Consider the following 14,837-nt stretch of genomic DNA (forward strand, 5'->3'; position numbering starts at 1 on the left):
CAGATAGTCTGTGTCGTGTTTGTGATCAGCCACGCGCTGCGCGATGCCAAGATTATCGGGAGGACCGACCTAGCGACGTCCGTACCGCCATGTTCCTCCGGGATGTCGAAATACCAGTATCGGTGCCCTTTGACGTTAACCGGGGTAAACCTGCGTTTCGAAATTAAATTCGGCTGTACACGAAGCACCGATTGAGCTCTGTCCTAGGCCGGATCGACATTCAGGATTGAACTAAGCCGCTGATCGCGGCGATTTGCGGCGGGCTTTGACGAGAGCGCCCTGACTGAGAGGATGGTTGTGTTGCAACCCACCCTTCAGACAGGAGGCCCCGATGGCTGAGATAAGCCCTCTTCGCCGCCGGATGATTGAGGACATGACGATCCGCAATTTGTCCCCGGCAACCCAAAGATCCTACATCAGTGCAGTCCGGAAGTTCAGCCGCTATTTCTCCCGATCACCTGATCGGCTTAATCTCGACGACATTCGCACGTTCCAGGTTCACCTTGTCTCGACGGGGATATCGTGGGCATCGTTAAATCAGATCGTGTGTGCTCTCCGATTTTTCTATGGCATTACCTTGGCCCAAGACGATGTCCCTGAGCGGATTCCATACGCGCGCAAACCCCGCAAGATCCCCGTTGTTCTGTCGGCGGACGAGGTGGCCCAATTTCTTGAGGCCGTCTCCAGTCTCAAGGCGCGTGTAGCGCTGACCACAGCTTATGCCGCTGGCCTCAGGGTCGGCGAGGTCTGTGGTCTGAAGATCGAGGATATCGACAGTTCCCGGATGGTGATCCATGTTCGTCATGGCAAAGGCGCCAAAGCCCGATACGTCATGCTGTCAAACGAGCTGCTGGGCATTTTACGCAGTTATTGGCGTCTATCGCGACCCACCGGGTTCCTTTTTCCAGGGCGCGATGCCGACAGGCCGATCGAACCGACCGTTTTGAACGCCGCCTGTCGTTCAGCGGTTGCCGCTACTGGCCTTTCAAAGCGGGTCACCGTCCATACGTTGCGGCATTCCTTTGCAACGCACCTTCTGGAGAACGGCACCGATATCCGGATCATCCAGGTCTTGCTTGGCCATGCCTATCTATCCAGCACTGCGCATTATGCACAGGTGTCCACCGACACCATCAGGTCGACCGCCAGTCCCCTTGACCGTTTGCGATTGGAGGTGACCCCGCCGGAAGCGTAGCAGGTTGCGTCCCGCCTTCGAAGTCGCCGACATCTTTCGGTGGCATGGTGGCCCTTACAGACGCGAGAACGCCGGTCATCTTGGCCGCAGCGAACGACGCGTCATGGGAGCAATAGAAGCCTGCCGGACACCCAGGCTCGGGGGTCATGTCGATGCTTGCGATCAGTGCGGCAGAACCCGCATCTCCTATAACTCATGTCGTAATCGCCACTGCCCAAAGTGTCAGGGAGCCGCTCGCAAGGATTGGGTCGACGCACGCATCGCCGATCTCTTGCCGGTCCCCTATTTCCATGTGGTCTTCACGCTACCACGTGATGTCGCTGACATCGCCTTCCAGAACAAGGCGGTCGTCTATGCATTGTTGATGCAGATCTCGGCCGAGACCCTGCAGACCATCGCAGCTAACCCCAAGTGGCTAGGCGCAGAGATCGGCGTCACCGGCGTACTTCACACCTGGGGCCAGGCGATGACCCACCATCCCCATGTCCACTGCGTCGTACCGGGCGGAGGCCTCTCACCAGACAGAACAAGGTGGATCAATTGCCGATCGGGCTTCTTTCTACCCGTGCGCGTGCTGTCACGTCTGTTTCGCCGACGCTTCCTGACAGCTCTCGCTGAAGCCTTTGCCAAAAACGAACTCCAATTCTTCAACGAACTCGCTCATCTCAACGATAGCAAGACATTCGCCCGCCATCTTGCCCGCGCTCGCAGCATCGAATGGGTGGTCTACTCAAAGCCCCCATTCGGCGGTCCAGATCAGGTACTTGCCTATCTTGGCCGCTACACCCATCGTGTTGCCATCGCAAACAGCCGCATCGTCCATGTCGATGACGACCATGTCGCCTTCAGATGGAAGGATTATCGTGGAGACGGTCGCGACCGTGAGAAGATCATGCGTCTTCATCCCCACGAGTTCATCCGGCGCTTTCTCCTTCATGTGCTTCCGGATGGCTTCCACCGCATGCGCCACTTTGGCTTCCTCGCCAATTGTCATCGGCGCGATCGTATCGCTCTCTGCAGAAGCCTCCTCGGCCAACCATCACCGACAGGCGAGCGATCCCATTCGACAAAATCTCAGCAGGCCCATTCCTTCGAATGCCCCGATTGTCAGCGTCCCATGCGTCGAACTGGCGTCACCGTTGCCCCTGTACCACCGCCTCGGCCATCATCCTTCTGGTGCGATACTTCATGATGTCAGACAACCGCAAACATCACAGCATATTCCCACTCGTCCAGCGCTGTGCCGGCGATCGATATCGCTCGACCCCCGCAAGATCGAACCGCTTCAGATCCCGGTACATTTGGCCCACAGGTTGCAAGGTCTCCGGCAAAACGCTCCCGAATGTCCATTCTCAGGATCAGCGACACCCTCGGAGCAATCGGGACGGCATGGTTCCGGCTCCGCCGACATAGGGCCGCTTCTCAATTCCCCATAGCAGCGTCCAACAACCCGCGTCTTAGTTCAATCCGGCTTACATGAGGCCGCCCGAACCCGCCGCGCTGTCCCATGCGACCTCAAATAACCCTCCAGATTCCCGAACGGGCAGAGATCGTGATTCATAGACGCCCATGTTCTGCCGTGGGGTTTATGAGGGCGATGAAGCGGTATGAAGTGAACGAGGCGCAATGGGCGAGGATCGCGCCTCTTTTGCCAGGCAAGGTCGTCGATCCGGGTCGAACCGGGTCGGATAACCGATTGTTCGTGAACGGACGTTTGTGGGTGCTGCGGTCGGGGGCGCACTGGCGTGACCTGCCGGAACGCTATGGTAAGTGGAAGACGGTGCATCGCCGCTTCAGCCGTTGGTGCCATGCCGGCATATGGGAACGGGTGTTTGACACGCTGACGGTTGACCGGGACAACAAATATCTCATGCTTGACAGCACCATCGTGCGCGCGCACCAACAGGCAGCGAGCGGAAAAGGGGGGCCAAGGATCAGGCGCTGGGGCGTTCCGGAGGTGGATGGACCACCAAGATCCACATGCTCGCCGACACGTTCGGCCGACCTTTACGGTTTCGCATCATGCCTGGGCAGGCCAGCCGACCGATGCGGTGCTGGCCGATAAAGCCTATGACAGCAATGATTTACGCGACAGGATAGAAGCCCTGAAGGCCGAAGCGGTATGGAACACCAAGGTCGTTCATCGAACCGGAGGCGCGTTGAGTATCGGGTTGGACCTCTTCGCAGTATAACTGAAAAAAACGGACTTCAGGATCTCGAACCCTACATGCGATCGGTGCACCGGACAGTCAATATCACTTCCAAAGGTCTCATCTAATGAGACGATACATGCAAAGACTGTCCAGGAATTCATGTCAAACGAAAAATTGACGTTTAAAATCGATTAACTTCCATTTTATTTGAAAAACGCTTTGATAAAATGAATATTTTCGTTTGAAACGTAGCTTTATATAGACTGCATAGTTTCATTTTTATAGGATATAAAAGCGTATTTAACTTCGTAGCAATCGTAGAATCTGTATTTGGGTAGAATATGGTATATATATATGATGGCTTCAAAACGTTTTCTCCAACCAAGGTAATACATGCGCGGTCAACAGATGATGTTATTCGCGCAGTATCTTTTGCCGTATCGTCAGGTTTGAAAATTCGGCCTATGGGCCTTGGATACTCTTGGTCTGAACACTGCTTCACAAACGGCATTTCTCTGCAATTGGATGGATTGCGGAGGCTCTGCGTCATTGATCAGGTTGCGAAGACCATAACGGTCGATGCCGGAGTGCGCATGGGGGATGTCACACGTGCGCTCGGTCGGCGAGGCCTATGTCTCCCATCACTCGCCTTTCTTCCGGAAATGACCGCAGGCGGTGCGGTGGCGACAGCAACGCACGGCACAAACCACAGGAGCGGTACGATGTCCGATTCCGTTGTATCGATGGACGTCGTCCTTGCCTCCGGCGAGCTCAAGACTTTCGACAGCAAACTGGTGTCTGAGGCCGAGATGTGTGCGGCCCGGGTCTCAGTCGGAATGCTCGGGGTCATCACCAAAGTCGTCTTTCAAGCAATTGATATGCCGTGGGTTCACTACACCAAACTAGAGATCGACCTCGACGAATTTATGGCGACCCGCGATGCTGTGTTGTCTCGATATGCGCACGTTTGGGCGCACTGGTCGCTAGGCGCAAACAAGATTAAGGTCGATTGCCTGGAAGAGCGGCAAGATAGGTATTTGGGCTTCAATCCCTATGTCATGCACCGAAACGCAGTTTGGGAGCCAAGACGGCAGTCAATGCTGAGATCGATGATACGCCCGGCGGTCCATATGGCTCGAGACATAGTACGCTCAAACGGGCCAGCGACAAAAGCACGATCAAAGACTCACGTTCAGATCAGTATGCAATATTCGGTTCACACGAAGGATTGGGAGCGCGTTGTCGATCGCATCGCGGCAAGTCAATTTGCTCGCAGCAATTTCGGAAAAATTATGGAAATGAAGTTCGTCAAGGGCAATAACCTGTCCTACCTTGGCCCAAATGCAGGACAGGACGCTGTCTGTTTCAATGTCTATTGGCTGGTTACGCGAAGCGAGCAAGATGAGATCCTACGCCCTTTCGAGGAGCTCATGCGTTCCTTTTCTGCCCGCCCGCATTGGGGAAAGGATCACAAGCTTCCGGACGAAACCTATATGAAATCAGCGTTTCCTCAATGGGAAGCATTTAATTGCGTCAGGCGTTCGCTAGACAAAAATAACCTCTTCTCAATCATCCGTTAAGGCGGCACGCACCACCGTGCCATCTTCCGGGTGACACATCTTGCGACTGTTGGAATGCGCGATTTGACCGACCAGATTGCTTTCAAGCATTGTCGGTGGGCCAATTGTCAACTTCCATCGCAACCAGCGAGAGCTATGGGTGGCTGTATTGAGGGCTTGACGGATCCAAGACCCACATCTTCACCAGATTGCGAAAAACAAGATCACGTCATGCGGCATTTATCCGAGCAGCCCATTTAATCCGGGGAAGGTCCGCGGCGAATTTTTGGTCTGGACAAGCGTCGCTCTTTGGCCGCCGTTCTAATATACATGAGGTAAAAGATACAGTGTGAGCACACATACCCAAACTGCAAAAGCGCGCCGTAGATGAGGCACCAAACCAGCAGTTGTCCGGCGGAATCATAAGACGAGTGAAAAAGGACTGCATAGACGCAGACACCGGCAATCACGACGAGCGTGAAATGGAGTATTGGAAGTCTGATGGCGCACAACATGCCCACCAAAATCCACACTAAAAAACTCCAATGCATCAGCAGTTAGCTCCGAGCCCCGCCAAAAATGACAACGCCGTCATGTCTATAACAGTCGCCCCGTTTATGCAAATCTCTGCCAGCGCGCCGCGATAACAATCGATGACTTTTACACAATGGTTCTAGAAACCATCCCGTTTTTGATCTGATGGGCCTGGCCTGCGAGAATTTGTCTGTAGCACACCTAGGTTTGTTTCGGGTATTTTCTCAACCCGAATTAGGTCGCCAGGTTCGACGGCATCATTGTCGCCAACCGCCAGGGTTCTGGTATGACCACTCGCCAATCGATCGATCGTTGTCTCAAATGAATGTTGCCCGTCTTCGACGGCTGAATTTGCAACCATGGGCGCTTGCAGCGCAATATTGTCTAGGAGGGCGCGCGTTGTCTGCATTTTCTCAGTATTGGCTCCAAGCTTTGCCCTGACGTCCGCTGCTTCCGTCAACGCATCGATGCGGTAGCGATTGCGTGAATCCGTGATGTCGCGATCAACCTTCGCAACGTCTTGCTGCGCCTTCAAATTGGCCAGCGAAACATCAAGGTTTCGACTTTCGAGATCTGCCAGATTCTGACTGGCGCCCAAGGAGCGCGCCGACACGCTCAGTCCGGCGGATACCAGCTTGTTGACGGTCCCAAGATCCTTACTTGCCAAGTCAATCTGCTTTGCCAGCGACGCGGCTTTGGACTTCAGAGTCTCGATCTGGTTGGAAGCAAGAACTCTTGCTTCATTGAGGGCGACGATCTCAGCGTTTATCGAGCGCTGGCGGGTATCGAAGAGGTCGGCCTCTTCTTTCATGATGCGATCGACAATTGCCTGACCCGAATGGGTCGTTAGCTCTGAGGGAAAGACGACAGAAGGCCGATTGTTGATGATCGCATCGACCCTCGCTTGGCGAGCAAGGAGCCCAAAACGTTCGACATTCAAAGCACGAAGATCACCCCGCATGGTGAGCACATCGCGTTGCAGACCCATCACATTCACATCGACAGGACCTGTCATCCCCCCTGCCATGGAAAGCGCCTGAACCACCGTCAGGCCAGGACTGTAGGCGTATTTTCCAGGCTTGGTCACAAGACCTGCAATGAAAAACGGCCGATATTCCGACACTTCAACCGAGGCGTTTGGTCGCTTTTGCATACCGACTTGGTTCTTCAATCGCTCGCCAATCGAATCTGAAATCTGATCGACAGTAAGCCCACTCGCCGGTACCACTCCGACAATCGGCAGCGATAGGCTTCCTGCGGCGGAGATCACGAACTCGCCGTTCAAAGGAACCCATTCAAATGCGGTGCCGGTCACCGGCCGCCATTCGAACACCCGGATTTTCAGTTTGTCTTGAGGACCTAGGATGTAATCTTCCGCGAGGGCAGAATGCCCGCTTAGGATCGCTAGGCCGACAAGGGATCCGAGAAGCTGGCGCCAGGATGCGGTTACACCGAGCCGTCGCAATGGCTGGCGCAACCTTAAGAAGTCAGAAGCGGATCTCTCCAAAACTGCCGAACGCATGGCTACACTCCAATTCAAAACTTGTTTTGTCGTAATATTCGCACTCAGTATCTCTATGCTGGCCTCAACACATGGGCGTCACTGATCGTCTCGTCGACAAATGCGCCAAACCTCTGCACAAAGGCATCGGTCGTGAAGTCTCCGGCACGCTTGACAGCAGCCGCGGGATTGAAATTGATCTTTTCGAGCCTCTCGATGGCGTCTATCAGCGCCTCCGTGGTTTGCACATCGAAGAAGACCCCACTTTCGTCCGCGACGACCGTTTCTGTCGCTCCTCCCCTCCCGTAGGCAATCACAGGACGACCGCTGGCCATAGCCTCCACAGGAACGATCCCGAAATCCTCCTCCCCCGGAAAGATGAGCGCGCGGCAATGAGCGTAGTGGTACCTCAACACGTCAAACGGCTGCGGTCCCAAGATCGTCACAGTCGGTCCAGCAAGTTTTCTTATTCGCTCGAGCATCTCTCCTCCGCCAATCACAACAAGCTTTGCCTTAAGGAGGTTGCAGGCAATCACGGCCAAATCTGGCCTCTTGTAACTGACCAATTCTCCGACCATCAGATAATGATCTCCGACCTCGTGCATGGCGACCGCCTGAAATGCATTGGTATCAACCGGAGGATGGATCACCTGGGCGTCGCGCCTGTAGTAGGTTTTGATACGCTGAGCAACGGTTGCGGAATTAGCAGAAAAGCGATCGACCCTGTTCGACGTCGCAACATCCCAATTCCGCAAGTAGTGAGCAAGCGGAGGCATCACCATTCGCGTGATCAATCCAGAGCTGTCATAATATTTATTATACATATTCCAGATGTATCTCATGGGAGAATGACAGTAGCAGACATGAACGGCGCCCGGCATCGGCAGAACTCCCTTTGCAGGTCCGGATTCACTGCTTATGACAAGGTCATAATCACTTAAATCAAGTTGCTCTAACGCCATGGGCATTAGTGGAAGGTACTTTTTATATAGCTTTGGAGAATATGGAAGCCTATTTATAAATGTAGTGAAAATTTTATGTTTCTTTATTACTTCTGAAATAACGGCTGGATCATATACGTGCGTGTATATATCTGCAGACGGATACATATTGCAGAGTGCCTCAAGCACCTTTTCGCCACCACGCATTCCAACAAGCCAATAATGTATTATAGCTACCCGCAATCGCAACCCCATTGATTATATTGTCGAATTTTCTTTTGCAACCGCTAAGCAAAGGATCACGCAGCGTACTTTGCGGAAGAATACATGCAGCTTTCGTAATCTAACTATCTATAAGTATTGCGTATTTTGGCTAACCGCATGTTTGCCGTTACATATCCCAATGAAATGATGCTGTTTAATTATGTTATTGTCAAACCCTTTACTACTTGTTAATCTATCTCACCATGTAAAAGCCAGCCTTACTAGTTGGTTAGAGATGCCTAATTGAGGAGTGTCGAATGAAAAACGTCGATCTGGTCACTGGTTTTGAGGCATCGGAGGAGCCCACTGCGCATTTTGCTTCTATCCCGCCTCCGGCGCCTGTGGATTACCGCAAGGCGGAGGATAGGTTGGGAAGCTTTTTCAAATACCCGATAGATGCCTGTTTGGCCTTGATAGCTTTGGTGGCATTGCTACCATTGATCACAATGGTGTCCCTGATTTTACTGGCGACCCAGGGGGCGCCGATCCTGATAGCCCATCGCCGCGTCGGGAAGCGCGGCGTGCCGTTTCACTGCTTCAAGTTTCGAACGATGGTGAGAAACGGCGACGAGGTACTGGAGAAACACCTGAAAAATAATCCGGAAATACAGGCAGAGTGGAATGCAAATAGAAAGCTCAAGAAAGACCCTAGGGTAACGGCATTTGGGCGCAGTTTGCGTCGCAGCAGCATCGACGAGCTTCCGCAGCTGCTGAACGTGCTTCGTGGGGACATGAGTTTGGTCGGTCCTCGTCCGATCACACAAAGCGAGACTTTATTCTACGGAACTCACATTGCCGATTACATGGCCGTTCGACCGGGATTGACGGGTCTCTGGCAGGTCAGCGGCAGGAGCGAAACAAGCTATTCCGAGCGTGTCGAGATTGACGTGCGCTACGTTGCAGAGCGAAGTCTGGTTGGCGACTTCGTCATTATGGCAAAGACTATCCCGGCGGTTCTAAGCACGCGTGGCAGCTATTGACAGGGGAGATGACCTCGATCTCCTCTGTCTTCTCTCAATAATACGTGCTGTCGCAGATGAGCGCTGATGCTGGTGCGACCTGCGGTTCATATGACGACCAATCGGTAGACGTTCCTGTTGGCGCGCGGTCGCATTCTAAAGGTTGGCAACAGAGATGTACCGATGTCGACCTCTGGTAGGCTAGGTCACCAGACATGCACGCGTCGACGTGAGGCACACTGCCCCCCTGAAATACCGTGTTTAATAGAGTAGAGTTGATGGCGGTGGTTCGAAACGATTTCGGCAGATGTGTCTGGCTTCGGCATCAAGCTGTGGCAATACCATTGCGTGTGCTGGTATGAGCTTCGAGCCGATCGGCATCGCAACGATCTTGATAGGGTTTTATTGCCTCCTTCGCGGAAGTAACACAACAATCATTGCGGCTGCCATTGCTTCCATTTTCGGCGCCTCTGCGGCAATGTTCATTGGCGCAGCGAACATCCAGCCAGGGCACGTTATTCTCGTTTTTCTGGCACTGGGTGTCATCACTCGGCGCCACGAGGCGCGCGCCCTCGTTCAGGGGTTGCACTCCTCCGAGCCTGGCTTTTGGCTCGCTGGCTTGGTCATCTACGGATTGTTCAGCGCCTACTTTCTACCGCGTCTGTTGGAAGGCGCTACACAGATCGTCCCTCTCGGAAGCACAGCCTACGGCGAAACTCGATCAGCCGTCCCCCTGACCACTGTCTCGAGCAATTTGACGCAAAGCGTTTACATGGTTGGTAACTTTATTTGCTTTACCGTCACTGTTGCCGTCGCATCAACTTATCGTGGCTTCAATTCTCTCGTCGTCGGCTTGTTGGCTTGCTCGGTGCTCATTGTCGTGTTTGCGTTTCTCGATATCGCAACCTTTAGCACGGGAACTCAAGCGGTTCTTGGCTTCATGAGAAACGCACGATACACCCTTCACACGGATGATCAGGTTGCGGGTGTCAAGCGTATCGTCGGATCATTTACGGAAACGTCATCGTTCGCACGCACGGCGCTTGGTACGTTTGCTTTCTGCACAACGCTCTGGCTGTGTGGCAGACGCCCTTTTCTCACCGGGATCACCGGGTTAATCTCGCTTATCCTTGTCGTTATGTCTACCTCATCGACAGGCCTGGCCGGCGCTCCTGTTATCCTCGTTCTTCTTTATGTCACAGCGCTGTCGTTGAGTGGTCGTCAGAAAACCCGCAGTTTAACAACAGCGGCCATCGTGTTCCTTCCTATCATCATGCTAGCGGTTTGTCTCTGGGTCGCCATCGACCCTGTTTTATCGAAGATCATCTACAATTACGCAGACCTCGTCGTGCTTGGGAAAGCGTCGACCGATTCAGGTATTGAGCGCAATTCTTGGAACGCGCTCGGAATTCAAAATTTTTCAGATAGCTATTACTTGGGTGTTGGCCTGGGGACAGCGCGTACTTCGAGCCTTCTCATTGCTTTGCTCTCGAATGTCGGACTACCGGGATTTTTTTTCTATTGTGCTTTTGCTTACGGCGCTTTGCTCAAGCGCCGCGGCCTTCCTGGAAGTTTTACCGCGGATGTGCGGCTTTCGGCGCGTAACGGCTGCCTCGGATTGATGTTCGGAGATCTTTTGGTGTCATCGGCAATTGACCAAGGCTTGTTCTTCTATCTGCTGGCAGCCTTAGCCACAGCAGAGCCAGAGCGGGCGACGCGGAGAGCCGCAGTGCCCTATCCTTTATTAGGAGTTAAGTCATGAGTGAAACGGCATCCTTCACTATCAACGGTCGCTTCTTGGTCCAGAATGCAACTGGCGTACAGCGCTACGCGACAAATGTGGTAAGAGCGATCGATGAATTGCTGGCGACATCTGCGAAGCGTGGGCAGATTATATCGCCACGGGGCGCTCTCGATCTCGGCTTGGCGAAACTGAGCCTCGTTGAGGCTGGCCCACTTGCCGGCCACTCCTGGGAGCAAATCATACTGCCAGCGCGATGCCACGGGCGTCTTTTGAACCTGTGCAACACAGCGCCGATTTTAAAGAGCGATCAAATCGTGTGTATTCACGATGCAAATGTCTTCGCGTCGCCAGAGAGTTACGGGCGCACCTTCCGCACACTGTATCAGACGCTGCAGCCGGTTCTGGCGCGACGATCAGCCCGCGTGGCCGCTGTCTCTCACGCTGCAGCTCGGCAAATTGCGCGGCATTTACCTGTCTCTCTCAAAGATATTGCCGTTATTCCCAATGGACATGAACATGCTTTGCGATGGGATCCAGCAACAGCCCAAATTGCGCCCGACTTCATTCAAGCCCTCAAAGCGACGACAGAACGGCCGTTTGTGCTAATTCTTGGATCACGGGCGCGCCACAAAAATCTGTCGTTGCTCGTCAATGCCGCGTCAGATCTGGATGCGATTGGATTAAATCTTGTGGTTGCGGGTGGCGGAGATGGAATTTACGCGGCCGACATTATTCAAAGCCGACCCAACGTAAAATTTATCGGGCGTGTGACGGATAACGATCTAGCGTTTTTGCTCGACAATGCTCTCTGCTTAGCTTTTCCATCGTTTACGGAAGGCTTCGGCCTTCCGATTATCGAAGCTATGGCGCGCGGCTGTCCGGTTGTCGCGTCCGACTGCGCCAGCATGCCCGAAGTCTGTGGAGATGCGGCGTTAATGGCGTCGCCGAACGATGGTAAGGCTTGGGTCGACAGTATTCGAGCCCTGCTGCTTTCGCCCGAATTGCGCACCGATCTTGCCGGGCGCGGTCACGAGCAAGCGCAACGCTTTCGATGGTGCGACGCAGCTGCAGGTTATCTCGATTTGCTTGAGAGCCCCTCGTCGCAGGCACAACCCTATCGTCCGCCGCTATCACGCCTCCCGCGCACGGCGGTGGTTGTCGCAACGCGAGGACGGCCTGAGGTTGTGGAAGCAACTGTTAAATATCTGCTTGGCACACAGACATTCGCGCCTGAAGCGTTGATCGTCTCCTGCGTCAATCTTGCAGACGCCGGCGATCTCGTTGACAACCCAGCGGTGACCGTGTTGACAGGACCGCCAGGTCTTGCGGCACAGCGCAATACAGCGCTTGGCGCATTGCCGCCGACTGCCGAGGTCGTGGCCTTTTTTGACGATGATTTCCTCGCAGATAAAGATTGGCTAATGAAGGCCGCCGCGACGTTTCGCGACGAAAGCCAGGTCATTGGCTTTACCGGTCGCGTCCTCAGGGATGGCATCAATGGACCTGCCGTCTCCTTCGACGAGGCCCTCCGTCTCATCGATTTCGCGCAGGCTTGCGATTGGACATGGATGGAACCCTACAGTCCTTACGGCTGTAATATGGCGTTTCGCGTGAGCGCCATCGGCGACACGCGCTTCGATGAGCGGCTGGTGCTGTACGGCTGGCTGGAGGACCGGGATTTTGCAGCCGCCATTTCAAAACCGGGCGGTCGGCTCGTCAAGGGCGCTGATGCTTTCGGAGTCCATATGGGTGTCAAAAGCGGCCGGGTTGCGGGAGACCGCCTCGGCTACTCGCAGATCGCCAATCCCATTTATCTCATGTTGAAGGGCACGATGTCGTTAAAGCGGGTCTTTACGCACATCGGTGGAAACATGCTGAGCAATTTCGTGAAAGCCCTGAAGCCAGAGCCGTATGTTGACCGACGCGGGCGAGCCAGGGGTAACTTGATCGCCATCGCGGATGTGGTGTGCGGGAAAATCACGCCGGAGAAAGCCGCAACGCTGTCCTCAACAAGCAATGCGCTTAAAGTCAATGTAGGAGCGAAGTCGAGATGACAAACAACAGTCCCCAGCCTTGGGAGCGCGCTTCGCGATTATGGCGCTTTGATACTGCGCCCGCAGAAACCCTCAATGAAGGACCTCTTGCGCTTCTACGCTCCGCTCGGGTGCTTGCAACTCGTCATAAGTATAAGCTTGTCGTCTTCACCGCAGTCGGTCTTGCGTTCGGAGTGGCCTATGCGCATTCGCTGCCGAAAGTTTACACAGCGACGGCGACCCTCCTACTGGAACCTCGGCGTCAAGCTGCCGTGTCTGGCCAGGACGGCGGTGCACAGGGGCTTGATTTGAACCGCGCCGACAGCGAGTTGCAAATCATTCGCTCCGAGCGTCTTCTGAGTACTGTCTTCGACACGCTTGATCTGCAGAATAATCCAGAATTCGGTCCACGCCCTCCATCTCAGGTGAGCGGCATCTTTTCCAACTTTAAGGCTGTGGCGGTAGGCTGGTTACGGTCCGCGCTTCCCTGGGCTTCGACGGCACTCGACTTAGCGGAGGCCCGTGCCACCGCTGTCGGCTTGGGGTCAGAGGCAGAGCTCAGAAAGACAACCGACGCTCGCCAGGCGGCGTTTTTGAATTTTGCCAGACACATCGAGGCTCGCCGACTTGGTCAATCCTATGTAATAGAGATCGACTTTTCATCATCTGAGAGAGATTTGCCGGCGGTTGTAGCGAATGCTGCCGTCTCGGCCTACATCCTGCAATCCGTCGCCTTCAAATTGCAGATGGCAATTTCAGGTACCGAGGCCTTGCAGTGGCGTCTCAATGCACTCACCGCGCAGGTTGACGCTGCCACGACAGCGATCAAAAACGGAGCCTTACCAGCAATCGGCACGCCAGACGCTGATGCCCGCGTTATTGGAGCGGCCTTGACGCCATTGAGCCCATCCGGGCCCAGGACCTCGCTCATCATCGCTTTGGGAGGAGTGTTGGGTCTATTGATCGGGCTGTTCAGCCTTGCACTCAACCTGGCCTTCAATCGCAAAATTGGGAGTGCCAAGGAGCTGGCACGAGAGACAGGTGTAGTCTGCCTCGGCATCCTGCCGGATGCAGGCAGTCGCAGCAATGCCACCTGGCGGTCAGATGGCTACAGAGCTGCGATGGTTGTTGGCCAACCCCGCAGTCCATACGCTGCTGCAGTTCGCAATCTTCGAACGTCCATCGAGATTGCTTGCTCCTCGGTGCGCAGTGAACGAAGCGTCGTCGTTGCCATCGCCAGTTGGGACGCACCGAGCGGAGCGTCGACACTTTGCTTGAGTTTGGCCCAGTTGATCAGCCATAGCGGCCGCCATGTGACACTCTTCAAAGCTGATGTAAACGAAGTGCCTGACGATGCCACGCAAGAGACTTCCATGGCCACGAATCTCGCTGATATTTTGATCGCCGACGTCAAACCCGAGCAGGTCATATTTACCCATGGCGACTGTGATGATATCGCGGTGCTCCCTATTCACTCTAAGAATGCGGAATCTAATCTGTTCGCCGACTTCAGAGATCGTCGAGTCTCCCGTCTCGTTGAAACAGCTCGCGCCTCCAGCGATGTGTTGTTAGATCTGCCACCCCTGACAGGATCGACGGACGCGTTGGCGCTGGCCATACACGCTGATGCTGTTGTCGTGGTCGTTACTGAGGGACGAACGACAATCGATGAAGCCATTGACACAATTCAACAGCTGCGCAGAGCTGGAGCAAATGTAATTGGAACCGTCATAAACCGTGCCAAGGCATAGTAAAGGCGAGCCGCCGCTACCTGAGAACCAACAAAATGCTACGATGAGGGCACTCGACCAGGTGGCAGACGAAACCTAATCGCGCGAGCGCTACCCACGCTCGACTGCTTCAAGGCGTGGCTGCAGCATCAAAGCAGCGCGGTGTGCGTGTGATGCGGCGCCCTAAACGGCGCTGTTTAAAGTCAAGGAATAACGGGGGCCGT

The 14,837-nt window shown here is 54.3% G+C and carries 9 protein-coding genes and 1 pseudogene; 8 read left to right on the forward strand and 2 right to left on the reverse strand.

All coding sequences use genetic code 11. The features are described from left to right. The first annotated feature begins 331 nt into the window (after positions 1 to 331). The 4 genes and pseudogenes from PR017_RS20885 to PR017_RS20900 all read left to right on the forward strand — a co-directional run bounded on the left by PR017_RS20885 (position 332) and on the right by PR017_RS20900 (position 4,928). On the forward strand, positions 332 to 1,195 hold the full coding sequence (locus PR017_RS20885) for a tyrosine-type recombinase/integrase (RefSeq protein WP_111220930.1): 864 nt from the start codon (positions 332 to 334) through the stop codon (positions 1,193 to 1,195). Between the two features lie 4 nt (positions 1,196 to 1,199). After that, positions 1,200 to 2,387: an IS91 family transposase gene (locus tag PR017_RS20890; RefSeq protein WP_111220929.1), complete on the forward strand. Its 1,188-nt coding sequence runs from the start codon at positions 1,200 to 1,202 to the stop codon at positions 2,385 to 2,387. A 405-nt stretch (positions 2,388 to 2,792) separates the two neighbouring features. Next, positions 2,793 to 3,318 (forward strand): annotated as a pseudogene (locus PR017_RS20895) (IS5 family transposase); the annotation flags it as partial. Between the two features lie 371 nt (positions 3,319 to 3,689). Next, the gene (locus PR017_RS20900; protein ID WP_111219080.1) at positions 3,690 to 4,928 is read left to right on the forward strand and encodes an FAD-binding protein; all 1,239 of its coding nucleotides are present in this window, start codon (positions 3,690 to 3,692) and stop codon (positions 4,926 to 4,928) included. A 652-nt stretch (positions 4,929 to 5,580) separates the two neighbouring features. Here PR017_RS20900 and PR017_RS20905 read toward each other — a convergent pair. Then, positions 5,581 to 6,963, reverse strand: coding sequence for a polysaccharide biosynthesis/export family protein (locus PR017_RS20905; RefSeq protein ID WP_111219078.1), 1,383 nt, complete (start codon positions 6,961 to 6,963; stop codon positions 5,581 to 5,583). 53 nt (positions 6,964 to 7,016) lie between these two features. Beyond that, complete coding sequence (locus PR017_RS20910; RefSeq protein WP_111219088.1) at positions 7,017 to 8,090, reverse strand: glycosyltransferase; 1,074 nt, start codon at positions 8,088 to 8,090, stop codon at positions 7,017 to 7,019. Positions 8,091 to 8,404: 314 nt separating this feature from the next. Here PR017_RS20910 and PR017_RS20915 point away from each other — a divergent pair, with 314 nt between their 5' ends. The 4 genes from PR017_RS20915 to PR017_RS20930 all read left to right on the forward strand — a co-directional run bounded on the left by PR017_RS20915 (position 8,405) and on the right by PR017_RS20930 (position 14,634). Next, positions 8,405 to 9,127, forward strand: a complete 723-nt coding sequence (locus PR017_RS20915; protein WP_111219076.1) for a sugar transferase — start codon at positions 8,405 to 8,407, stop codon at positions 9,125 to 9,127. 337 nt (positions 9,128 to 9,464) lie between these two features. Next, positions 9,465 to 10,868 (forward strand): ferritin family protein, encoded by a 1,404-nt coding sequence (locus PR017_RS20920; protein ID WP_111219074.1) that lies wholly within the window; start codon positions 9,465 to 9,467, stop codon positions 10,866 to 10,868. Beyond that, entirely contained in the window at positions 10,865 to 12,904 is a 2,040-nt protein-coding gene (locus tag PR017_RS20925) for a glycosyltransferase (RefSeq protein WP_111219072.1), read from the forward strand. The genes PR017_RS20920 and PR017_RS20925 overlap by 4 nt, the downstream gene beginning before the upstream one ends. Continuing rightward, entirely contained in the window at positions 12,901 to 14,634 is a 1,734-nt protein-coding gene (locus PR017_RS20930) for a Wzz/FepE/Etk N-terminal domain-containing protein (protein ID WP_111219070.1), read from the forward strand. The genes PR017_RS20925 and PR017_RS20930 overlap by 4 nt, the downstream gene beginning before the upstream one ends. The last annotated feature ends 203 nt before the right edge of the window (positions 14,635 to 14,837 follow it).

The sequence above is a fragment of the Rhizobium tumorigenes genome, from assembly GCF_003240565.2.
Classification (GTDB): domain Bacteria; phylum Pseudomonadota; class Alphaproteobacteria; order Rhizobiales; family Rhizobiaceae; genus Rhizobium; species Rhizobium tumorigenes.